19 protein-coding genes are annotated in these 21,192 nt (G+C 63.6%); 7 read left to right on the top strand and 12 right to left on the bottom strand.

Annotated elements, in window-relative coordinates:
- The first annotated feature begins 371 nt into the window (after positions 1 to 371).
- Positions 372 to 566 carry a DUF2735 domain-containing protein gene (locus CO656_RS11130; RefSeq protein WP_037383898.1) on the top strand — a complete coding sequence of 65 codons (195 nt, stop codon included), beginning with the start codon at positions 372 to 374 and terminating at the stop codon, positions 564 to 566.
- Between the two features lie 14 nt (positions 567 to 580).
- Here CO656_RS11130 and CO656_RS11125 read toward each other — a convergent pair whose 3' ends face one another.
- From CO656_RS11125 to CO656_RS11085, 9 genes are all read right to left on the bottom strand, one after another.
- Positions 581 to 1,255, bottom strand: a complete 675-nt coding sequence (locus CO656_RS11125) for an HAD family hydrolase (RefSeq protein ID WP_097525798.1) — start codon at positions 1,253 to 1,255, stop codon at positions 581 to 583.
- A 77-nt stretch (positions 1,256 to 1,332) separates the two neighbouring features.
- Positions 1,333 to 2,328 carry a ScyD/ScyE family protein gene (locus CO656_RS11120; RefSeq protein ID WP_097525797.1) on the bottom strand — a complete coding sequence of 332 codons (996 nt, stop codon included), beginning with the start codon at positions 2,326 to 2,328 and terminating at the stop codon, positions 1,333 to 1,335.
- Positions 2,307 to 3,146 carry an SUMF1/EgtB/PvdO family nonheme iron enzyme gene (locus CO656_RS11115; RefSeq protein ID WP_179864749.1) on the bottom strand — a complete coding sequence of 280 codons (840 nt, stop codon included), beginning with the start codon at positions 3,144 to 3,146 and terminating at the stop codon, positions 2,307 to 2,309. Before CO656_RS11115 ends, CO656_RS11120 begins: the two co-directional genes overlap by 22 nt.
- A gap of 163 nt (positions 3,147 to 3,309) precedes the next feature.
- Complete coding sequence (gene ugpC / locus CO656_RS11110) at positions 3,310 to 4,371, bottom strand: sn-glycerol-3-phosphate ABC transporter ATP-binding protein UgpC (RefSeq protein WP_097525796.1); 1,062 nt, start codon at positions 4,369 to 4,371, stop codon at positions 3,310 to 3,312.
- A 5-nt stretch (positions 4,372 to 4,376) separates the two neighbouring features.
- Positions 4,377 to 5,237, bottom strand: a complete 861-nt coding sequence (locus tag CO656_RS11105; protein ID WP_097525795.1) for a carbohydrate ABC transporter permease — start codon at positions 5,235 to 5,237, stop codon at positions 4,377 to 4,379.
- A gap of 4 nt (positions 5,238 to 5,241) precedes the next feature.
- A complete protein-coding gene (locus CO656_RS11100; RefSeq protein ID WP_097525794.1) occupies positions 5,242 to 6,156 on the bottom strand; it encodes a sugar ABC transporter permease in 915 nt (304 codons plus the stop codon).
- A 115-nt stretch (positions 6,157 to 6,271) separates the two neighbouring features.
- Complete coding sequence (locus tag CO656_RS11095; protein ID WP_097525793.1) at positions 6,272 to 7,531, bottom strand: ABC transporter substrate-binding protein; 1,260 nt, start codon at positions 7,529 to 7,531, stop codon at positions 6,272 to 6,274.
- Positions 7,532 to 7,768: 237 nt separating this feature from the next.
- Positions 7,769 to 8,833 (bottom strand): glycosyltransferase, encoded by a 1,065-nt coding sequence (locus CO656_RS11090; RefSeq protein WP_097525792.1) that lies wholly within the window; start codon positions 8,831 to 8,833, stop codon positions 7,769 to 7,771.
- 235 nt (positions 8,834 to 9,068) lie between these two features.
- Complete coding sequence (locus tag CO656_RS11085) at positions 9,069 to 9,782, bottom strand: GntR family transcriptional regulator (protein ID WP_037419018.1); 714 nt, start codon at positions 9,780 to 9,782, stop codon at positions 9,069 to 9,071.
- Between the two features lie 68 nt (positions 9,783 to 9,850).
- Between CO656_RS11085 and CO656_RS11080 the strand changes: the two genes are divergently transcribed.
- The 4 genes from CO656_RS11080 (at position 9,851) to CO656_RS11065 (ending at position 14,669) form a co-directional block, all read left to right on the top strand.
- Positions 9,851 to 11,311, top strand: coding sequence for a mannitol dehydrogenase family protein (locus CO656_RS11080; RefSeq protein ID WP_097525791.1), 1,461 nt, complete (start codon positions 9,851 to 9,853; stop codon positions 11,309 to 11,311).
- 393 nt (positions 11,312 to 11,704) lie between these two features.
- Positions 11,705 to 12,382, top strand: a complete 678-nt coding sequence (locus CO656_RS11075) for a L,D-transpeptidase (protein ID WP_037419011.1) — start codon at positions 11,705 to 11,707, stop codon at positions 12,380 to 12,382.
- Positions 12,379 to 12,933: an OmpA family protein gene (locus CO656_RS11070; protein WP_097525790.1), complete on the top strand. Its 555-nt coding sequence runs from the start codon at positions 12,379 to 12,381 to the stop codon at positions 12,931 to 12,933. Before CO656_RS11075 ends, CO656_RS11070 begins: the two co-directional genes overlap by 4 nt.
- Before the next feature lie 341 nt (positions 12,934 to 13,274).
- Positions 13,275 to 14,669: a sulfite oxidase gene (locus CO656_RS11065; RefSeq protein ID WP_179864748.1), complete on the top strand. Its 1,395-nt coding sequence runs from the start codon at positions 13,275 to 13,277 to the stop codon at positions 14,667 to 14,669.
- A gap of 30 nt (positions 14,670 to 14,699) precedes the next feature.
- Here CO656_RS11065 and CO656_RS11060 read toward each other — a convergent pair whose 3' ends face one another.
- The 3 genes from CO656_RS11060 to CO656_RS11050 form a co-directional block, all read right to left on the bottom strand.
- The gene (locus CO656_RS11060) at positions 14,700 to 15,488 is read right to left on the bottom strand and encodes an ATP-binding cassette domain-containing protein (RefSeq protein ID WP_037419001.1); all 789 of its coding nucleotides are present in this window, start codon (positions 15,486 to 15,488) and stop codon (positions 14,700 to 14,702) included.
- Positions 15,481 to 17,736: a sugar ABC transporter permease gene (locus CO656_RS11055; protein ID WP_097525789.1), complete on the bottom strand. Its 2,256-nt coding sequence runs from the start codon at positions 17,734 to 17,736 to the stop codon at positions 15,481 to 15,483. Before CO656_RS11055 ends, CO656_RS11060 begins: the two co-directional genes overlap by 8 nt.
- 243 nt (positions 17,737 to 17,979) lie before the next feature.
- Positions 17,980 to 19,062 carry a substrate-binding domain-containing protein gene (locus CO656_RS11050; RefSeq protein WP_097525788.1) on the bottom strand — a complete coding sequence of 361 codons (1,083 nt, stop codon included), beginning with the start codon at positions 19,060 to 19,062 and terminating at the stop codon, positions 17,980 to 17,982.
- 432 nt (positions 19,063 to 19,494) lie between these two features.
- Here CO656_RS11050 and CO656_RS11045 point away from each other — a divergent pair, with 432 nt between their 5' ends.
- Both CO656_RS11045 and CO656_RS11040 read left to right on the top strand, forming a co-directional pair.
- Positions 19,495 to 20,244 carry a carbonic anhydrase gene (locus CO656_RS11045; protein WP_097525787.1) on the top strand — a complete coding sequence of 250 codons (750 nt, stop codon included), beginning with the start codon at positions 19,495 to 19,497 and terminating at the stop codon, positions 20,242 to 20,244.
- Positions 20,245 to 20,430: 186 nt separating this feature from the next.
- On the top strand, positions 20,431 to 21,180 hold the full coding sequence (locus CO656_RS11040) for an SDR family oxidoreductase (protein WP_097525786.1): 750 nt from the start codon (positions 20,431 to 20,433) through the stop codon (positions 21,178 to 21,180).
- The last annotated feature ends 12 nt before the right edge of the window (positions 21,181 to 21,192 follow it).

Genomic DNA, 21,192 nt, shown 5'->3' with positions numbered 1-21,192 from the left:
TTTTGACCCGCAGGGGACTCAAACTGGATTCCAAGTGGCTGCCGGTCAGGGTCGCGGCGAACGGCAAATCGACCCCCGAGGCGCTGACTTCGTTCCACCGCCTTGATTTTGCTGGATATCCCGCGCCTCTCCTGCGCTTGACGTTCAAGGGTCCGCCATGAGCGGCGAAGGATCACCTGCTCCAAAATGCGTCAGTTGCGCGCAGCTGCCTAAAAAATCGCACTGAATACGCTCCCTCAAGCGCAATGAGGGTGCTGTGCTTGCGATTCCGGCATTCAATTGAACGATTTTTCGGCAATTCGCGTAAATGATGTGCAATTTCTGCCGCGGCGTACTATCTTTTCTCGACAGGACTCACCGGAGACCAGAGCATGGCCACGAGTTTCCACGGCAAGAGTGCGACGATCTATCAGTTCCCGACACGCATCTCGCGCAAGGCCGAAGATCGTCGTTCCGAAGCACAGCGCCAAGCGGATCTCGCTTCGTCGGACGTGTGCGCGGCTGCCATTGACGGCTGCTGGTACCACGAGGAAGCGGTTCGCGAGGAAACGACCACCAAACACTGAGCTCCAGGCGTCGATCACCGACGCCCGCCGACCTCGTCGATATGAATGAGCATGTCGGCGGGATCCTCATAGATGCGGAACGCGCCGGCGTGCCGCAACTCTTCAAGTCCATAGCCGCCGCTCAATAGCCCGACGCCCAAGGCGCGGCAGCGAACCGCCGCCAGCATGTCCCAGATGCTGTCGCCGACGACGACCGCCGTCTCGATCGGGGCGCTGAGCCGCTCGGCGGCCGCAACGAAGAGATCCGGATCGGGCTTGGCGTATTTGACCAGGTCCCGGGTCACAACCGGCACGACGGCCGGGTCGACGCCGAGAGCAGCGAGATTGACGGCAGCCGTCTCCATCCGGCCGCTAGTGGCGATCGCCCAGGGAATCTTTGTGTCAGTGAGCCATTGCAAAAGAGAGAGCGCGCCCGGCAGCGGCCGGATGCGATCCGCCTGCCGCTTGTATGCCTCGGCATGGCGTTGTCGCAGACGCGCCACCCGTTCCGGGCTGATCTCCACGCCCGTCTCGCGCAGCAGTTGGTTGGTGAAGAGGCCGCCGCTCATGCCGATCTTGCGGTGGATGCGCCAGACCGAGAGGTCGATGTCCTCGCCCTCGAGCGCTTCCTTCCAGGCAAGCACATGTTGGTAGACGCTGTCGACGAGCGTGCCGTCGAGATCGAACAGGAAGGCCGGTTCAATGCGCATGTCTTCTCTCCTGCTTTCCTGTGGTGCCGCTGGAGATATGGAGCAGCATCGGGGGGAAGAACAGGGCTGTCGGCGCGCTACTGACGCGCCAGAACGTGCAGGTTGCCGGCAAGATCGGAAACGATAACTTGCCGCTCGTCCAAGACGAGCACCGAGACCGGCCGTGTCAAGCCGTCGAAGATGGTGCTTCTGCTCTTCGTTTCAGCATCGATCCTCAGCAGTCGGCCGCTGCCTTTTGCGAAGCCTTGCTTCTGATCGTAGGTCCCGTGTTCGAGCACGAGCATGCCTCCGTCACCCGCAAAGGCAATCGCCACCGGCGCGTTCAGTCCGTCGGCCTCGAGGCGCGGTTCGGAGGCGCCCACGGTGGGGATCGAAACGACCTTCCCTGCCCCGGCAAGGAAGGGAAAGCCGCCGAAGAGCGCGACATAGAGGCGCCCTCTGTGAAGCGTTATGCCGGTCGGTACGGCATCGACCTCGTAGCCGCTGCCCGCCGCGAATTCCGTCGGCGAAAGGCTCTGCAAGGCTCCTGCCGCCTGAGGCAATCGGCGGAAACTGATAAGCGTCCTCCTTCGACCATCGCGTCTTACATGCTCGACGCTGTTGCGCGCCGCGTCGACGACGTAGAAGCCTTGGTCGACGGCGACGAAATCGAACGGGTTCCAGAAATCATTGCTGATGACCCGCGTCTTGCCTGCGTCATCGATCGCGACCAGGCTGTGATCGAGCGGGTTCTGATCGGCGTTGGTCGGCGTCCATCCCTGGGCCACGATGAACTCGCCACCGACACGAACGGCACGATAGGGCCCCGTCGGGTCGCCTACCACGTCGGGGCCATGGGGAAAGACGGGACCGAAGGCGACAAGGTACCCGTTCGCATCGCGGCGATAAAGGCGGCCCTTCGCAAGATCGGTGACGAGCAACGTATCGCCGTCGCGCGCAAGACCGGCAAAGGCGGCGCCGGGGACATGAACCGTCGCGAAGCGGTAGCCCGCTGCCGCCACAGGCTCGGCACCCGCGCTATGTGCCAGAAGCAGGACCCCGGCAGCGATGATCAGGGCGAGGAGCGGACGCATCGGAAGCCGCCATTGGCTGCGAAACGGAAGTCGGGATCATAGGCGAGCCGGTAAGTGGTTGTCAGGTGGCGTGCGTCGCTGTTCCAGGATCCGCCACGAAGCACGCGATGGCGACCCTCGGCGGTAGTCGATACGCCTACGTAAGGCGCATAAACGTCGCTCGTCCATTCCCAGACATTGCCGACGAGGTTGAGCACGCCTTCCCGGCTGGCGCCCGCGGCGAAGGACTCTGCCGGCGCCGTCATCGGATAGCCATCCCTTTCATCACCGGAGCAGCAGACATCGGCACCGACATTGGCCCGCGCCTCGTCGCGAGGCCCCTCCTGCCAGGGAAAGGCATCACCTTCCACGCCCCGCGCCGCTCTCTCATATTGTTGCTCCGACGGCAGAGCGAGGCCGTAGTGGCGGCAGAAGGCAATCGCATCGCCCCAGCTGACGCCGACGACCGGCCGATCGGGAAGTCCCAGGAGCGGGTGATCGGCATAAAAGGCGCGACGGTGGCCGCTCGCCGCCACGAAGGCTTCATATTGCCGGTTGGTGATCTCGGTGCGGTTGATCGCGAATGGCCGTCCCTGCACCACGCGCCGCGGGCGTTCGTTGTCAGGGCCGTCGTCGCGGCCGAAGACGAAGGGACCAGCCGAAACCGCGATGAGCGGGTTGCCGACGATGGGACCGACGTCGGCGCCAAGCGCGCCGGATGCCAGGAGAGCGATTGCGGCTATCGTTGCACGAGGAGGGTATCCGGGTGTCGGGGCGCACCCCCCTCTGCCCTGCCGGGCATCTCCCCCACAAGGAGGGAGATTCGCAAGGGGCGCCACCTCCGCATCCGTCTCATCTCCTGCTGTTCGGCTGGCGCGGCCGGGGGGCAGTACAGAGTGTACCTCTTGCCGATCTCCCCCCTTGTGGGGGAGATGCCCGGCAGGGCAGAGGGGCGTATCGACACCCGCATTGCGGTGTCGGTACGCTAACTCAACCAATCGGCTATAAGTCGACACGTCGCTCCGTCTCCGCATCGAACAGGAACATCCGGTCCGTCTCGATCCTGGCGCCGACCCGCTGGTCGATCTGGCCGGCGAAGTTTTTGTCGGCGCGCACGGTCATGAGCCGGCCGCCGAGTTGCAGGCTGACAAGCGTGTTTTCGCCGGTGAGTTCCACCGAATAGATCGGCGCTACCAGGTTTGCACCAGGGTCTTCCGGGTTCACCACATGGACATCCTCCGGACGCACCCCGAGCACGGCGCGCGGAATGCTGACGTTTCCAGCACCCCCTACCCGGAGACCCGCACTGGCAAACACGCCGTCCTTCACCTCGCCGGAGATGAGGTTCATCGCCGGCGAGCCGATGAAGCCGGCGACGAAGAGCGTGCGCGGGTCGTTATAGATGTCCCGCGGCGTTCCGAGCTGCTCGATGACGCCGCGGTTCATCACCGCGACGCGTTGGGCGAGCGTCATCGCCTCGATCTGGTCGTGGGTCACGTAGATCGTCGTGACCTGCAGCTCGTGCTGCAGGTGTTTCAGCTCGGCGCGCATCTGGGTGCGGAGCTTCGCATCGAGGTTCGACAGCGGCTCGTCCATGAGGAAGACGCGCGGCGTGCGCACGATGGCGCGGGCGAGCGCCACGCGCTGGCGCTGGCCGCCCGATAGCTCCTTGGGCAGTCGCTTGAGCATCGTATCGAGCTCGACCCGCCGCGCCACCTCGCCGATGCGGCGCTTATATTCCTCCGGCGGCACTTTGCGGATCTTCAACGGATAGCCGATATTGTCCTCGACGGAGAGATGAGGATAGAGCGCATAGGACTGGAAGACCATCGCGACGTCGCGATATTTCGGCAGCACGTCGTTGATCCGGTCCGAGTTGATGTAGATATCCCCGGTTGTCGCCTCCTCGAGGCCCGCGACCATCCGCATCGTCGTCGTCTTGCCGCAGCCCGAGGGTCCGAGCAGCACGAGAAATTCCTTGTCGCGGATCTCGAGGTTGAAATCGTGGACGGCGACGAACTCGCCGAACTTCTTTGTGACATTGTCGAACCGGACGGAGGCCACAGGTCTCAACCCTTGACGGCGCCGAGGGAAAGTCCCCGGACGAGGTGCTTCTGGACGACGAAGGCGAAGATGACGATCGGTACGCAGGCCATGAAGCCCGCGGCGCTGATCTCGCCCCAATAGGTGCTGTACTGCGTCACCCGGCCGGCAATGCCGATCGGCAGCGTCTGTGATTGCTCTGTCAGCGTGATGACGAGTGACAGCAGGAACTCGTTCCACGAGATGATCAGGCAGAAGATAGCAGTCGCCGCAAGTCCGGGCCGGGCGAGCGGCAGGGCGACATGCAGGAAGGCGCCCCAGCGCGTGTCGCCGTCGACGATCGCCGCTTCCTCCAGCTCGACCGGAAGATCCTGGAAATAGCTCTTCATCATCCAGGTCGCAAACGGCAGGTTGAAGGCGGTATAGGCGATGACGAGTGCCGACTTGGTGTTGAGCATGTCGAAATAGTTGAAGAACAGGTAGAGCGGAATGATGCTGACGATCGGCGGCATCATGCGCGTCGAAAGTATCCAGAAGGAAATCTGCTTGCGCCACTGCCAGGGATAGCTGAACCGCGCCAGCGCATAGCCGGCCATGGTGCCAAAGGTCACCGAAATCACGGTCGTGCCTATCGCGACGAGGAAGCTGTTCAGGGCATAGCGCAGGAAGGGGCGTTGGACGAAAGCTTCGTCATAGTGCTTCAGGGTCGGGTTGCGCGGCACCCATTCCGGCGGCACGGCGAAGATGTCGATGTCGAACTTGAAGGAGTTCGCTGCGATCCAGTAGACCGGAAACAGCGTCAGGATTAGCGCGACGAGAATCGCCAGATAGGCCGACAGGCGAAGAAGCATCTCCCGGGTGCGGCTGCGTGTTCTGATCGTCGCCATCCTCTCACTCCGCCAGCCGCATGCGCTTCATGAACCAGGTGCTGAGCACGATAGTGACGAACAGCACGAAGAGCGACATCGCCGCCGCGTAGCCGGGGTCGGCGAAGCGGTAGGCGACCTGGTAGATGTAGAGACTCAGGACCTTGGTGCGGTCTGCCGGGCCGCCCCCCGTCAGGATGAAGACGAGGTCGAAAAGGCGCAGCGCATCCATGACGCGCAGGAGCAGCGCAATGGCGATGACCGGCTTGAGGAACGGCAACGTCAGATCCCAGAACTGCCGCCAGGACGAGGCGCCGTCGAGCGCGGCCGCCTCATAGGGTTCAACCGGCAGGCTTGCGAGCCCCGCCAGCATCAGAAGAAAGATGAACGGCGTCCATTGCCAGACATCCGCGACGATGATCGAGAACATGGCGAGGTTTACGTCGCCGGCCCAGGCCTGAACGGGCAGGCCGAGCAGGAACATGACCTCGTTCAGAACGCCGAACTGCGGCTCGTAGATGAGCTTCCAGGTGATCGCGACCGCGATCGGCGGCAGCATCATCGGGATCATCAGCACCGTTTTCAAGAAGCTGAGCCGGCGGATGAATCTATCGAGAAGGAGAGCGAGCCCGAGGCCGAGAAGGAATTCGAGCGTCACGGCAACAATGGTGAACACTGCGGTGTTGCGGAGCGCCACGTGAAACTGCGGATCGGAAATGAGCCGCGCGAAATTGCCGATGCCGACGAATTCCCAGGGGAGGTCGGGATTGGGGCTGATCCGGTGGACCGCCGCATAGAACATGTAGACGCTCGGAAAGATCGTCAGGGCCAGCAGGATGAGCACCGTCGGCGCGAGCATCAGGTAGCGCAGATGGCGCTCCGTCCATTGCTCCAGCGGCCCTCTCCGTCGAACCGACGCGCTTTTGCCGGTTTGCAACATCGGTCCCTCCGCAGACCTTCTCCCTGCATACCTCGACACCGGCCGCCGCAGCGGTTCTTTTTGCGGCCGCGAGAGCGGGACCGGCGCGAGGCCCCGCTCGATGCAGGCAAACCACCTATTTGAGGCCGGTGATCTGCTCGACCGCCGCCTGCGAGTTCTTCAGCGCCTCCTCCGGCGTGATCGTGCCGGCGACGGCCTTCGAAAGCTCGATGCCGAAGGCATTCTCGATCTCCGGCCATTTCGGGTGGCGCGGCCGCGGCGTCGAGGCCTGGATCGCCTCCATCAGCACCGGGTAATGGCGGAACTTCTCCTGCTTGGTGAGTTCCGGATCGGTGAAGACCGAGGTGCGAACCGGCGGATTGCCGCGTTCGGCGGAGATCTTGATCTGCTCGGCCGTGGTCGCCCACATCATGAAGTCGAAGGCCTCCTGCTTGTTCTTGGACGCCGCCATGATGCCCATCGTCCAGTGGCCGATCTCCGAGCTGCCCGGTTTGGTGCCGGCTGGGATCGGGCTAAAGGAGATCTTGCCGACCATCTTCGACTGGCTCGGGTCCTCGAAGGTCGCTACCCAGTTGGGCCAGTTGATCGACGAGGCGGCAGTGCCGGCCGCAAGGGCCGTGCCGACCTCGTTGGCGTTATAACTCTCAACGCCCTTCGGCGAGACGTCGCGCAGCGCCATGAACATCTTCATGGCGGCGGCGCCCTCGGGCGTGTCGATCGTCACCTTGGTGCGATCCGCATTGAACATGTCGGCACCGTAGGACCAGAAGATCGGCATGAAGTCGGCAACGACGGGATTACCCTGGCCGCCGCGGAAGACATAGCCGAAATAGCGGCCGCCGCCCTGCTCGGTCAGCGCCTTCGCAGCCTTCAGCACATCGTCCCAGGTCTTCGGGGCTTCGACGCCCGCTTCCTTGAATTTGGCGGCGTCATAGAAGAACATCTGGGCGTTGCCCACATAAGGCAGGCACACATAGGGCCCTGAATTATAGGGATTGCGGCAGATCGCCAGCGACTTCGAGAGGAAGTCACTGTCCGGCCCCTCCACCCCGGCGCCCTTGAAATAGGACGTCAAATCTTCGAGATGGCCGTTCTCGGCGAAGAACGGGATCCACGGATCGTCCATCAGGACGATGTCGAAAACGCCGGACTTGGTTGCCCCGGCATTGGCACCCTGTTCGAACACATTGGCATAGGGCGCCTGCACCGTCTCAACCTTCGTATTCTTCATTTTCGCGTAGTCGGCGGCTGCGGCTCTGAGGCCGTCACCCTCGCTGCCGGAAGGCACGAGGATCGTGATGTCGGCCCAGGCTGACGCGCTGATCGCGAGTGCCGATGCCGTGACGGCGAAGGCCAGACAGAATTTGCGCACCATTGAACACCTCCCAATCCGAGCTCTTGACGAGTCCTCCTCATGGAGGTCCCGCCCGATCGGCTGGCGGAGAGGCTGATGCAACGTGCATGAGCTCGGGCAGGCCCGGCGTCATCGGGCTTCTCCACAAGCCGACGTTGCTCCCAGCGCAATCTACCACATTGCGCTCGATTAAGAGAGGGTTGTATTAGCTACTGCTTTTGTTGCAAATCCAGCCTGCGCTCCGCGCTGGGGACCGAACTATCCCATCACATTGCGAATGGTTTTCGACAACCGGGTGAGAAAAGCGGGCCTCGAAGAGGCGACAAGCTTCCAGGAGAGCACCGCCTGCGCCATGCGTCGCGGCAGGAGCCCGACCGACAGGAACCAGGCCGCCAGCATGGCGCGGCGGCGGAGCGAGACATTCATTTCCATGCTGGCGGCGGCACCGGCCGCGGCAAGCGAAAGCCGCGAATCCTCCGCCACCGGATGGCGCCGATGGTCCACGCAGAGCGACGCCAGACGTTCCTCGATGTGCGTCGGATCGCGCAGATTGGCGTCCGGCGGGACTTCCAGGCCAACCTCCTCGGCCTGGTGCGAAAGAGCATGCAAGCGGTGAAAGTCGTGCTGGACGCGCCACCGGGCCCTCTGGCCCAGCTTCTCGGCGAAGGCCGAATGATTGCTTCCATGCATGCGGTAGGCACCAAGGCAGGTATCGATCGACCCGACCTTGCCGTGAAGGGGTGCCAACGTGACCAGGTAGCCGTCCGCACCCTGGCGGAATTCCTGTTCCGGTACCGGCATGATGTTGTCGAGCGCCGACCGGGTGAAGGCCAGTCCGCTGGTCACCGTGGTCTGGTAGCGGGCCCGGCGCAAGAGTTGCGGGGTGACGTCGCCGGAATCGAAGGGCACTTCGGGCGGCGGAAAAACGTCCTGGACGCGCTGCCGCTCGTCGACGATGTGCAGGCGGAACTGCATTTGCACCACGTCGCCATCAAATTGGCCGATGATTTCCGAGACGGCGTTCGGGTAGAGATAGTCGTCCGCATCGAGGAACAGAACGATCGCCCCGCGACTTGCCGCAAAGCCCGTGTTGAACGCTGCGGCGTGACCGCCGTTCGCCTCTCTCAAGCATGCCTTGATGCGGGGGCCGTAAGAAGCGATGACCTCGGCGGAATTGTCGGTGGACGCGTCATCGACGATGATCACCTCCACCTCGCCGTAGTCTTGGCCGAGCGCGCTCTCGATCGCGTGCCGCAGGAAACGGGCATAGTTGTAATTGGCGATGATGATGGAGACTGGAAGACGGTCTTGGATGGAATGCATCGCATAAACCTCGCAGATCTGCTTTGGTCGCGGCGAACCTTCTCATTCAGGTCCTTGGAAAATGCCCGTTCCGAAAGTGCAACCAATATCGGCGCGGCGGAGCGATCGGCGTATTTTGCCAACGGGCGGCTAAGATCGTTCTCGATCCGGTTCCGAGGGTCCCCAGTTTTGTGGCATTTGCATGACCCCAACTGCGCCGCACGTCTCTGCCGGTTCCTCCGCACACTCGGAAATCTTATGCGAAATAGTCCGGATGGTGCTGCCGAAGGGCCGTGACGTCGGGAATGACGGCGCCGAGGTGGCGCATCATCGCCTCGCAGGCGCATTCAACGTCATGCGCCGCGATCGCGTCGCGGATGGCCGCATGTTCCTCAATGGCCGTCTTCATGCGACCGGGCACGGGCAATGTCAGCCGGCGGGCGCGATCGATCTGCAGCTTGACCGTTTTGATGAGAGTCCAGATGCCGGGATAGCCGGCGATTGCGGAAATCGCCTCGTGGAAAGCCTCGTCCTCTGCGTAGAAGAGTGAAGCGTCGTTGAGCATTGCATGAGCCTGCTGGCGGGCAATAATCGCATCGAGGCGTGCGATATCGTCGGCCGCGGCGACCTGCACCGCACGCTCGACGGTCGTGCGCTCCAAGGATTTGCGTATGATCACCGCCTCGGGGATGGCCGACAGCGGAATGCGCGAGACGAAGGTGCCTGATTGCGGGAAAATCTCGACGAGGCCTGCTTCGGCAAGCCGCAGGAGCGCCTCGCGCACCGGCGTCCGGCTGACGCCGAATTCCTCGGCAAGGACCTTTTCCTGCAGCGGCATTCCCGGCGGCAAGTCAAGCGACAGGATTGCAGCATGGAGCTGCTGGTAAATAGCAGCCGCCGTCGTCACCCGGCGCAGCCTTATGCCGCTCGTCCGATCTGAAGGTTGATGCCGCAAGACCCGTGCCGCCATGTTTGACAGTGTTTGTAATACTAGTATATCAATTTCCGTGCACTGCCAATCAACGCGGGAGGAAGGCCATGCGGCTTTCAAGAATGACGCTCGACCGTCTGCCGGAAGCCGTGAAGAAGCCGGGCTACGATCCGGCAAAAATTTCCGTAGGCATCGTCCATCTCGGCATCGGCGCCTTTCACCGCGCCCACCAGGCGGCCTTTACCGACGCAATCCTGGCGGAGGATCCTTCCTGGGGCATCTCTGGCGTCTCGCTCCGCAGCCCCGATACGCGGGACGCCCTTGAGCCTCAGGACGGGCTTTACACGCTCAGGATACAGGACGGCGAAGGCGAGCGGCTGCAGGTCGTCGGCAGCGTCGTCGAGCTACTCTGCGCACCGGAGGATCCGGAAGCCGTTCTCCGCCGGATGGCCGGTCCCGACACCCGGATCGTTTCGCTGACGATCACCGAGAAGGGCTATTGCCACAACCCCGCGACCGGGACGCTGGACGAAGCCCACCCCGATGTCGTCCACGATCTTGCAAATTCGCAGCGGCCACGCTCCGCAATCGGCTTCATCGTCGAGGCGCTTGCCAGACGGGAGGCGGCCGGCATTGCTCCGTTCACCCTACTTTGCTGCGACAACCTTCCGTCCAACGGCCATGTGCTGAAACGCGTGGTCACACGCTTTGCGGAACTCCGCGATCCGGTCCTTGCGGCTCTCGCGCGCCGTCTCTCCTGCCCTTCCACCATGGTCGACCGGATCGTGCCGGCCACCACGGACAGCGATCGGGAGGCCATCGCGACGGCGCTGGGGCTCGAGGACGCCTGGCCGATCATGACCGAACCCTTCCAGCAATGGGTGATCGAGGACGACTTTCCGCTCGGCCGTCCGGCCTGGGAGGATGCGGGCGCCGTCTTCGTCGACGATGTCGCCGTGTTCGAGATGATGAAGCTCCGGCTGCTCAACGGCAGCCATTCGACCCTTGCCTATCTCGGCTATCTGGCGGGCGCCGAAACGGTGGCCGAGGCCATGGCCCTTCCCGGGATGGAGGTGCTCATCGAGGGCTTAATGCGCGAAGAAGCGACGCCGACCTTGCCGCCGCTTCCCGGATTCGACCTCTCCGCCTATCGCGCCGACCTCCTCCGGCGGTTCCGTAATCCACGGCTCCGGCACCGGACCTGGCAGATCGCCATGGACGGCTCGCAGAAACTGCCGCAACGGCTGCTCGGCACCATCCGCGACCGCCTGCAAGCCGGAGCCGGCTACGAGCGCCTGGCGCTCGGCGTCGCTGCCTGGATGCGCTACGCGCGTGGGCTCGACGAACATGGCCGGGAGATCGACGTCCGCGACCCGCATGCCGCCCGGATTGCCGCACTCGTCCGCGACATAGTCGAGCCTGAGCAGATCGTCGACGCCTATCTGACGATGCGGGATGTGTTCGATGCGGATCTCGCCGGGAGTGTTCCGTTCCGCCTTGCCCTTGTCAAGGCTTTGACGAGGCTCTTCGTAGAGGGCTCGGCGGCAACGCTGCGCGCCCATGCGTGAGTCGATACGCCCCTCATCGGCTGCTGCACCTTCTCCCTGACAGACAGAGGGAACGGATGATACCGCACTCTCCGTCCAGCCTATATATGGTGACAGAGTGAACCTGATACATGGTTGCGAAGTGTAGTCGTCGACCTTCATCTCTCGCCGAGTCGTCGTGAAGATCGCACTCGCCCGACACGGCAAGAGGCGCTCGGCGCGGCGCAAATGAGGAAATCCGCGCCATAGGTTCGCGAACATGGAGGCGCGCGAGGGTTGGGCGGGAGCGCATCGGAACCCACGAGAGACCAAAACGCCGTTCTACTTGGAAATCCGGCGAAATTTTATGTTGTGGCAGGTGAAAAATCTGATTTACTGCCACTTCGCTACTTGGCTTTACGGGGGATATTGCCGATGGGGTGGACGCGCAGGGATATTGTGCTTGGCGGTTTAGCGTCATTTGGCACCGTGGCGGTACAGAAACCCACATTGGCAGCGGCGACTTCCTATTTTTCCGGCACCGCCGTCGACGATGGTGTGACATTCCGAAGCACCAACTTTGCCAAGATCGACAAGAAGTGGCGCCGCCAGGTTGTCAGATATTTCAGCAGCGAGCCGATTGGCACCGTCGTTGTCGATACAAGGCACCATTTTCTCTACCTGATCATGGAGAACAAGACTGCCATTCGCTATGGCGTCGGTGTCGGCCGAGAGGGCTTCAAATGGTATGGTCGCGCCACGATCGACCGGAAATCGCACTGGCCACGCTGGACGCCGCCGCCGGAAATGCGTGAGCGCCACCCCGAACTGCCTGAATCGGTCGAGGGAGGTTCGCCAAAGAACCCGCTCGGCCCGCGCGCCATGTACCTGCTTCGCGATGGGGTCGATACCGGCTATCGTTTGCACGGTACGCTGGAGCCGGGCAGCATCGGCAAGGATGCCTCCAGCGGCTGCATCCGCATGTTCAACGAAGACGCAATCGATCTTTATCAGCGTTGCCCCATCGGCACCGCGGTGCAAGTCCTGCCGCATATTGCCGACCAGGCTGAAAGTGCCGCCGCTCAGGTCAGCCAAGCAAGCCCGGTCGAATGAGGAATATCACCCTGATGTCTGCTTTGACCGGATATACGAGGCTGCTTGTTGGCGTGGCCATGCTGCTGACGCTCGCCGCCTGCAACACGACTGAAATCGCGGCGTTGGAAGAGCCGACTGCGTCACCGATGATCGGACAGACCAATGATCCGGCGCCCGGCTTCGAGAATGTCGTGACCGGCAGCGAAGAGGACTTCATCCTGAATGTCGGCCGACGGACCTACTTCACGGAGGACTCGGCCACGCTCGACTCCGTCGCCATGGCAACGTTGGACAAGCAGGCGATCTGGCTCAACAGCAATCCGCGTTGGCTGGTCAAGCTGCAGGGATTTGCAGACGATTCCGGGTCCGGGGCAAATATGGCAACGCTGTCGCAGAGACGCGCCGACGCGGCGATGGCCTATCTCGTCTCGAAGGGCGTAGATGCCAACCGCATGTGGGCCAAGGGTTACGGCAACGAGCGCGAGGTCCGTGACTGCACGGACCGCTCCTGCAAGGTGCAGAACCGGCGCGTCGTCTCCAACTTGCGCACCGAGCGCGACTCCCTCTGATCCAGGATGACTTGCGGATAGGTCCGTCCTGCGTCCAGTCAAGACAGCAGACGACTCGGCCCGTCGGGAGAGATCGCGAAGACGGATCCCTGCCCGCCGGGCCGATGAGGTCGGCCGCATCGGCCACCGTCCGAGAGTAGGCGTTCAACAGCTCGACATCCGGTGCGCGACTGAATGGAATTATCGATATAGCCCGTGACCGGCGTGGAACTGCGTGCCCCGGCTGCGGACAGGCTTCCTCCAAAAGGAGCTTTTCAGCGATACCCGGCGAAAGCGAAGATGCCGCATGATATATTGCCGCGAATGCTCGTCCGGTCTTGCCGAAAGGCGTGGGGGTCCCGATGCCTCTGTTCATTGTGCGACATCAGCACTCGCCCGAAGCCTGCCCCGCGCGCGATCCGGCCATGGGCGGGATGTTGCTGAACCATCTGAGCAGGCCAAGCGCCGCGCGCCACGGGGTCGTTATCAAGGGCGAGGCCGTCGTTCGCGGTGCACACACGCTGTTCTTCATCGCCGAAGCGGCGGATGAGGCCGCCCTCCAGGCGTTCTTAACGCCGTTCCGGCAAGTCGGCGAGGTGGAATTGATGGCCGCGTCGACCTGCGCGGAGGTAGTCGCGAGTGGCGGCTGCGATGCGCCCCCGGCAGACATTTCGGCGGCGCTGCTCGCTCCGGCCAACGCTTGCCAGGAAGCCATCGAGGCGGGACTTCTCGTCCACCGGGCCTACCCGTTGAACGGCGAGACGTCGGTGCCGGACCTCGCCGGCGGGGCCGTCATGCCCAACGGTAGGTTCTACCTGCGCAACCATTTCGATATCCCGCACCTCGATGGCGAGCGCTACCGCCTCTCGGTCGGCGGGTTGGTCGAAAAACCCCTGAGCCTGAGCATGCGGGACCTTCGCAATCTTCATGCCGAGAGCCTTGTGGTCACCCTCGAATGTGCCGGTAACGGCCGCAGCCTGTTCGATCCGGCGGTGCCCGGCGAGGCCTGGGGCATGGGCGCCGTCAGCACCGCCGAATGGACCGGCGTGCCCCTGGTCGAGGTGGTCGAACGGGCCGGGCTGCAACCCGGCGCAACGCAACTCACCTTCCGCGGCGCCGACGGCGGGCTCGTCGAGGGTCACGATGCGCCGATCAGTTTCGAGCGGGGCCTTACCGTCGACCAGATCCGCGAAGCGGGCGCGCTGCTCGCCTACGAGATGAACGGCGAGCCGCTGCCGCCGCCGCACGGCTACCCGTTGCGGCTGGTCGTGCCCGGCTGGTACGCTGTGGCGTCCGTGAAATGGCTGACCGAGATCATCGTCACCGACAAGCCCTGCGAGGCACACTATCAGGTGGAAAAGTACTGGTACGAGTGGATACGCAACGGCCACGACGAGCGCGCGCCGGTGACGCTGATGAATGTGAGGGCGCTGATCGCAACGCCCGCTCAAGGCGAGAGCCTGCCGCGTGGCGAGACGGCGATCCGCGGTGTCGCATGGTCGGGCGCCGGCAGCATAGCGAGGGTCGACGTCAGCCTGGACGGTGGGCCGTGGCGCGAGGCGCGGCTCGTCGGCGAACGGCGGCGCTCTGCGTGGCAATGGTGGGAACTGATCACCCGCCTCGACGAGACGGGGCCGCTCATCGTGCGGGCGCGCGCCACCGACATGGCGGGCCGGACCCAGCCTGAGCACGCCGAGTGGAACCGCCTGGGCTACGGCAACAACTCGATCCACTGCGTGACCGCACAATTGATCTGAAGCCTGGAGCGGTTTCCGTTGTGGTCCATGCTATGACCGGCGGTCTCTTGCCTGGTCTGCCGTCAGCGCCGTGTCCTGGGTGCCGGACACGATGATCTCCAGCACCTCGTGCTCGTCAGTGTTCCTGATAAAGCGGTCGCCGACATATTCGCCGCGCTTCAGCACCATGACGCGATCGCCGACGGCGAAGATGTCGATGAGCCGGTGCGAGATGATGATCTGGGCAACGCCTTGCCTCTTCAGTTCGAGCATGGTCTCGAGCAGCCGCTCAGTCGCCATCACCGACAGATTGGCGGTCGGTTCGTCGAGGATCACTACCCGCGGCTCGAAGGAGATGGCGCGGGCGATCGCCACCGATTGCTGACGACCGCCCGAGAGGCTTTCGACCTTCTGGTAGACCGAGTTGACGTCGACCTTGAGCCGCTTCAGAACGCGATCGGCTTCCGCATACATCGCCCGCCGGTCGACGAAGGGACCTTTCAGCGGCCACCGGCCGAGAAAGATGTTCTGGCCGACATCCATGTTTCCGCAGAGCGCGAAGTCCTGGTAGATCATCTCGATGCCGGCGTCGCGGCTCTCGTGCGGGCTCCTGAACTGCACCGGCTGACCGGCAACGAGGATTTCGCCGGCATCGCGCTGATAGGCCCCGGTGAGGATTTTCATCAACGTCGACTTGCCGGCCGAGTTGTCGCCGACGAGGCCGAGAATTTCTCCGGGATAGAGGACGAGATCGACCTTGCGAAGCGCCTGTACGGCGCCGAAGGCCTTTTCGATGCCGCGCATCTCGACGATCGGCCGGGGCGATTGCGTATCAACCATGACTGCCCGCTCCTGTTGGCGCTCGCCTCGCGAAGCGCGCCCGCAGCGTTCCGAGAATGTTGGCCTGACGCACCCATATGTCGATCAGCACCGCGACGATCAGGATGACGCCGATGAAGACGTTGATCCAGTGCTGCGGCATCGTAAAGCCCTGGACGTTCAGCTGCAGCAGCGCCCGAATCAGCGTGATGACGGCCGCCCCGGCGAGCGCGCCGATCATCGTCCCGTGGCCGCCGAAGATCGACCCTCCGCCGATGATCACCGAAGCGATGGCGTCGAGCTCGCGGAACTGCCCGGCGACCGGATTGAAGCTGCGGAAATAGGCGACGTTGATCAGCCCGGCCATGGTCGCGCAGAGCGCAGCCAGCATCAACGAGAGGAAGCGTATGCGGTTGGTGTTGATGCCGGCGTAGGCGGCGGCCCGCTGATTGCCGCCGGTCGCGCAGACCTTCAGGCCAAACGGTGTATAGGCGAGCACGATGCCGGCGACGATAGCGACGAGGAACATCCAGACGGTCTGGACGCTGACGACCTCCGCGACGGTCCGGATGATGCCCGGTTGCAGCGAGACGCCGAAGTAGAGGAGCACGTCGCTAACCTTGCGGCCGATCAGATTGTAGGCCTCCGTCCAGCCGGTCAATTGCTGCCCAGCGACGAACCAGGCGGCGAGACCACGGGCGATGTAGAACATGCCAAGCGTGGCGATGAAGGAGGGCAGTTTGAGACCGACGGTCAAGGTGGCGTTGACGAGCCCGGCGGCCATGCCGGCGACGAGCCCCATGGCGATCGCCGTCATTGGATCGGCGCCGAGCACCTTCAGGAAATAGGCGGCCGTACTGCCGGCAAGGGCGAGGACCGCGCCGACCGAGAGGTCGATGTCCCCGGCGGCGATCACATAGGTGAGCCCGATGGTGATCAGCGCCAGCTCCGTATAATTGAGCAGGATGGCGAATGTGTTGGAGAGATTCCACCAATAGTCGGGCCGGAGCGCCAGCCCCGTCAGCCACAAGACAGCTGCAAGTATGATGGCGAGCGCATCGCGACGCGCCAGGAACTTGCCGAACCCGATCGCCGACAGCGCCATGTCCCCCGCCATCGCTCCCTTGGTCTGTACGCCTTCGAGCGCGACGCCGCCAATCTCCATGGCCGCGGGCGGCGGCCGTCGGCGCAGCCAGGCCCAGAAGCGGGCAAGCACCTGGCGGCGAATGAGATAGGGTTCGATGAGCACGGCGGCGACGAGTAGCAGGCCGAGAAAGACCAGCACCGCGCCCGCTGGCAGCGTATAGCGGGCGCTGACCGCAATGCTTTCGCCGTCGATGACAACGGTACGGGTGATCGGCCAGCCTTCGCGTAGCACCTTGTCGATGAGCACGACGAGGGCAGCGCCGAGGCAGGAGCCGACGACCCGGCCGCGGCCGCCGAGGATCGAGGCGCCGCCGATGATCACCGAGGCGATCACGGTCAGTTCCCAGCTGACGCCATAGAGCGGCGTGACGCCCTTGTCCTGCGCGGCCGCCAACAGAGCGGCGACGGTCGCCGAGAGCGACGAGATCAGATAGGCGCGAATCCGCACCCAATTCGCCGGGATACCGGCATAGACGGCAGCCTGTTCGTTGCCGCCGGTGGCGAAGGTCTCGTATCCCCACCGCGTTTTGCCAAGCACGATCGCCCCCACCGTTGCGGCGATGGCGAAGATGGCGATCTGGTTGTTGAAGCCAAAACCATTCGTCTCGCCCAGATGAAAGAAAGTCGGATATTCCCTCGCCTTGCCCGAATAGTAAATCGCCTGGCCATGCGTCAGCGCCAGCACGAAGCCGCGGCCGATGAACAGCATCGTCAGCGTGGCGATGAAGGCCGGGACTTTGAGGAGTGTGACGAGCACGCCGTTGAGAAGGCCGATCGCGGCGCCAAGGAGCAGGCAGAGGACGATGGCCGCGACGATGCCGAGATCGAGAAAGCTCGACGCGAAGAGCCTCGCGAAGACGACGGCGATCAGCCCGTAGATCGAGCCGACGGAGAGGTCGAGATCCTTGTTGACGATGACGAAGGTCATCCCGACGGCGATGATCCCGACGCGGGAGGTGTCGCGAAGAAGCGCATGGAGGCCCTCGGTCGAACCGAAAAATGCGGGGTTGACGGCCGCTCCGGCAAGATAGAGCAGTGCGATGAAGATCAGCAGCCCACCCTCCCAGCTACCCGCGAGTTGGGAGGGTGCGCGGCCGAGCGATGTCGTTGCGGTCGGTATCATGGCGGCTTCTTCCGCGTGCTCCTCGCATGCGGGTCAGGCCGCCGCAACCGACGGTCCCCAAGGGGGGAGATCGACTCGCGGCGAGTCAGCCGCACAAACGGCACGGTGCGGCATGGACGGCCCTCTGATGGCGGCACCGGGCGTGCCTCAGGCGTTCTCACCCCTTGTGGGGGAGATGGCCGGCAGGTGAGAGGGGGGTGCAGCGCCGCCATCATCCGCTCTTCATCGCGCCGGACTTCGCGCTCAGTTCTCGAATCGCTTGCCGACCTTGGCGACATTCTCCTTCGTCACGAGCTGGGCGCGCGTGTCGAGATTGGCGGCCGAGATGCCGCGGTCGATCTGCAGATAGAGCTGCATGACCGGCCAGAAGCCCTGGAGGAAGGGCTGCTGGCCGAGCGAGCCGGTCAGGTTGCCGGCGGCGATGCCTTCCTGCTGTGCCGGGCCGAGGTCGAAGCCGAAGGCGCAAAACTTGCTCGTCCAGCCCATCTGCTCCACCGCCTTGACGAGCGGCGGCGTGAAGACGTTGTTGGCTGTGAAGGTGCCGACGACGTCGCCGCGGGATTCGAAGAGCGTCACCAGTGCATTGACCGGATCGTTCGGGTTCGTGTCGATGCCGACATTCTCCGGCCCGGCATCGACCTTGAAGGCCTCGAGCTTGCCGGCGTCCTTCAGCGTCTTGACGATCGCGTTGAAGGCGGCGGTGACGCGGTTGTTCACCTCGATATTGCCCATGGCGGTCGATGACGGCAGCAGGATCGAGCCGCTGGTCTTGCCGCTGTCGAGCACGCATTTGGCAAGCGCCTCGCCGCCGATCGCCGCCGCCGAGGCATCCTGGCCGGTGTGGCTGATGCCGCTGCGGTTGAGGAGCGTTCCATCGAACGAATTGGTGGTGGCGACCGGAATGCCGGCCGCCTCGGCCGCCTTGACGATGTCGTTATAGGCGCCGACCTGCGGCGTCGTCATAATAATGCCGTCGATTTTCGGATCACGGACGATCTGATTAAGAATCTCGATTTCGCGGGCCGGGTCGTCCACCGGCGATTCGGAGCCGAGCAGCAGGATATCGGCGCCGATCATGTTGCCGGCCACCTTTGCACCGACATAGACCGGATCGAAAAAGCCGTTGCCGGCCGTGTGCGTGACGATCGCAAAGGTCAGACGACCGTCGGCGGAATGGAAGTCCTTGGTTTCCGGCGCTTCCTTGGCGGCGTCATCGAAATTGTAGCCGCCGACGGCCTTTTCCACGCTGCCCGATTGCGCGAATGCAGACGTGACGCCAACTGATAACGCCGCGGCCGAGACCGCGGAGAGCAAAACTCGCCTCATGGCTTTCCTCCCTTGGATCACGCCTCGGGCCGGTCTTCGCAACCGAAGCCTGCGTGATCATTTCCCAGTGGCTAGAGCGGGATACAGGTGGAAAACCGCGTACGTTTTGCCCCTTCCCCCTCCATGTGTCAGCGGGCGAAAGCGGTTCGGGCGCGGTTTGCGAGAGGCGCGTCGAAGGCTCCCTCCCATCCGTCTATTTTCTGCGCAGTTGGAGCACAAGTAAATGGCGAACTTTTCGAAGAGTGTCGGCCTGGGCGGCCGCCGGCGGAATGCCAGATCCTCCCCCTCGAACAGGCGAATCCCGCAGGCGATATCCGTTTCGCGCAGCCATTTTGAGCTGCGGCGTTTCGGACAGTTGTTGGACAGGTTTGCAAGCACAACATCCCGTCCCCGCGGGCGCATCCGCTCGCGAATATTCGAAAGGGAATAAGAATGGAAAGGCGTGAATTCCTCCGGGGCCTGGCCTTGCTTGCCGCTTGCCCGCTCTGCGTCAAGACGGCCTACGCCGCCGAAGGCGTGCATTGGGGCTATGAAGGCGAAGAGGGCCCGGAGCATTGGGGCTCCCTGGGCAAGGACAACAGTGCCTGCTCGGCCGGCTCGCAGCAATCGCCGATCGACATCACGGGCGCGATCAAGGCCGATATCCCGGACCTCGCGACCGACTGGAAGAGCGGCGGCACGATCCTCAACAACGGCCATACGATCCAGGTGAAGGCGGCCGGCGGCACGCTCAAGCGCGGCGACAAGACCTACGATCTGGTGCAGTACCACTTCCACGCGCCGAGCGAGCATCTCGTCGACGGCAAGGGCTTCCCGATGGAAGTGCATTTCGTCCACAAGCACGCCGAGACCGGCGAACTCGGTGTCCTAGGCGTGTTCATGGTTCCCGGCGCCCGCAACGAGACCTTCGCCAGCGTCGCCGCCAAATTCCCGCAGAAGGCCGGCGAAGAGGTAGCGCTCGACGCCGTCGACCCGAAGGGCTTACTGCCCACTTCGCTCAAATACTGGGCCTATGAGGGATCGCTCACCACCCCGCCCTGCAGCGAGATCGTCGACTGGATGGTGGCGATGGAACCGATCGAGGTCGATTCGGCCGACATCAAGAAGTTCACGGCGCTCTACTCGATGAATGCGCGGCCGGCGGTTGCCGGCAACCGCCGCTATGTTCTGGGCTCCAGCTGATTGGTGCTTTCGGCAGCGTTTGCTTCTCCTGAGGGCTGACACATCCGGCAAGGCATCGCCTTGCCGGATGTGTGTCGCGACGCGTTCACGGCAACACTTGCGTAAAGAACCCTTCGCTGCAAATGTCCCTCGGGACGAAGGAGCCACCCCATGGATCGATGGCTCCACGAGCGACGAGGGCAAGCGATGTTCGATCTCACCGGCAAGACAGCGCTTGTCACAGGCGGCGGCCGCGGGCTCGGGCTGGAAATGGCGAAAGCGCTGGCAAGGGCGGGCGCCTGGACGGTGATCAACGGCCGCAGCCGGCAAAACCTCGAAGAGGTGTGCGAGCGGCTTGCCGGCGAAGGCATTGCGATCGGTATCGCGCCAGGCGATATCACGCGCAATGTCGGACCCATCCTCGCCCAGGCGATCGCCAAGACCGGCCAGCTTGATATCCTCATTCATGCGGTCGGCGAGCGCGACAGGCGCGGCACCGAGGCAATGGAACCGGAGGACTTTGCGCAGCTCCTGAACACCGACCTCACTGCGGCCTATGCCGTCGCAAGAGCAGCCCTTCCGCTCCTCAAGCGTTCCACGGCCGGCCGGCTGATCTTCGTCACCTCGATCGCCGCCTTTGCCGCCCGCGCCGGCGACCCGGCCTATACGGCGGCAAAGGGCGGGCTTTCGGCGCTCACCCGATCACTTGCGGTCGAGCACGGTCCCGACAATCTCACCGTCAATGCGATCGCGCCGGGCTGGTTCTCGACCGAGACCAATGCCCATCTCGCCGCCGATCCGGCGCTTCAGGCCTTTGTCGAAGTGCGCATTCCGTTGAAACGCTGGGGCCGGCCGGAAGAAATTGCGCCCGCCGCCGTCTTCCTCGCCTCGCCCGCAGCAAGCTTCGTCAACGGCATCACGCTGACGGTCGACGGCGGCATGACGGTGCAGATGTAAAGCCGGCGAAGC

The sequence above is a fragment of the Sinorhizobium sp. FG01 genome (assembly GCF_002531875.1).
Lineage (GTDB): Bacteria > Pseudomonadota > Alphaproteobacteria > Rhizobiales > Rhizobiaceae > Sinorhizobium > Sinorhizobium fredii_C.
Note: the sequence above shows the minus strand (reverse complement) of the source record. Positions and strands in the feature narration are given on the sequence as shown.

Excerpts from the sequence above, each read along its gene's own strand:
- CO656_RS11050 (WP_097525788.1), bottom strand. The coding sequence starts at position 19,062 with ATGAGGCGAGTTTTGCTCTCCGCGGTCTCGGCCGCGGCGTTATCAGTT.
- CO656_RS11080 (WP_097525791.1), top strand. The coding sequence starts at position 9,851 with ATGCGGCTTTCAAGAATGACGCTCGACCGTCTGCCGGAAGCCGTGAAG.
- CO656_RS11040 (WP_097525786.1), top strand. The coding sequence starts at position 20,431 with ATGTTCGATCTCACCGGCAAGACAGCGCTTGTCACAGGCGGCGGCCGC.
- CO656_RS11090 (WP_097525792.1), bottom strand. The coding sequence starts at position 8,833 with ATGCATTCCATCCAAGACCGTCTTCCAGTCTCCATCATCATCGCCAAT.
- CO656_RS11060 (WP_037419001.1), bottom strand. The coding sequence starts at position 15,488 with ATGGTTGATACGCAATCGCCCCGGCCGATCGTCGAGATGCGCGGCATC.
- CO656_RS11130 (WP_037383898.1), top strand. The coding sequence starts at position 372 with ATGGCCACGAGTTTCCACGGCAAGAGTGCGACGATCTATCAGTTCCCG.
- CO656_RS11100 (WP_097525794.1), bottom strand. The coding sequence starts at position 6,156 with ATGTTGCAAACCGGCAAAAGCGCGTCGGTTCGACGGAGAGGGCCGCTG.
- CO656_RS11095 (WP_097525793.1), bottom strand. The coding sequence starts at position 7,531 with ATGGTGCGCAAATTCTGTCTGGCCTTCGCCGTCACGGCATCGGCACTC.
- CO656_RS11045 (WP_097525787.1), top strand. The coding sequence starts at position 19,495 with ATGGAAAGGCGTGAATTCCTCCGGGGCCTGGCCTTGCTTGCCGCTTGC.
- CO656_RS11105 (WP_097525795.1), bottom strand. The coding sequence starts at position 5,237 with ATGGCGACGATCAGAACACGCAGCCGCACCCGGGAGATGCTTCTTCGC.
- CO656_RS11125 (WP_097525798.1), bottom strand. The coding sequence starts at position 1,255 with ATGCGCATTGAACCGGCCTTCCTGTTCGATCTCGACGGCACGCTCGTC.
- CO656_RS11070 (WP_097525790.1), top strand. The coding sequence starts at position 12,379 with ATGAGGAATATCACCCTGATGTCTGCTTTGACCGGATATACGAGGCTG.
- CO656_RS11120 (WP_097525797.1), bottom strand. The coding sequence starts at position 2,328 with ATGCGTCCGCTCCTCGCCCTGATCATCGCTGCCGGGGTCCTGCTTCTG.
- CO656_RS11075 (WP_037419011.1), top strand. The coding sequence starts at position 11,705 with ATGGGGTGGACGCGCAGGGATATTGTGCTTGGCGGTTTAGCGTCATTT.
- CO656_RS11085 (WP_037419018.1), bottom strand. The coding sequence starts at position 9,782 with ATGGCGGCACGGGTCTTGCGGCATCAACCTTCAGATCGGACGAGCGGC.
- CO656_RS11055 (WP_097525789.1), bottom strand. The coding sequence starts at position 17,736 with ATGATACCGACCGCAACGACATCGCTCGGCCGCGCACCCTCCCAACTC.
- CO656_RS11065 (WP_179864748.1), top strand. The coding sequence starts at position 13,275 with ATGCCTCTGTTCATTGTGCGACATCAGCACTCGCCCGAAGCCTGCCCC.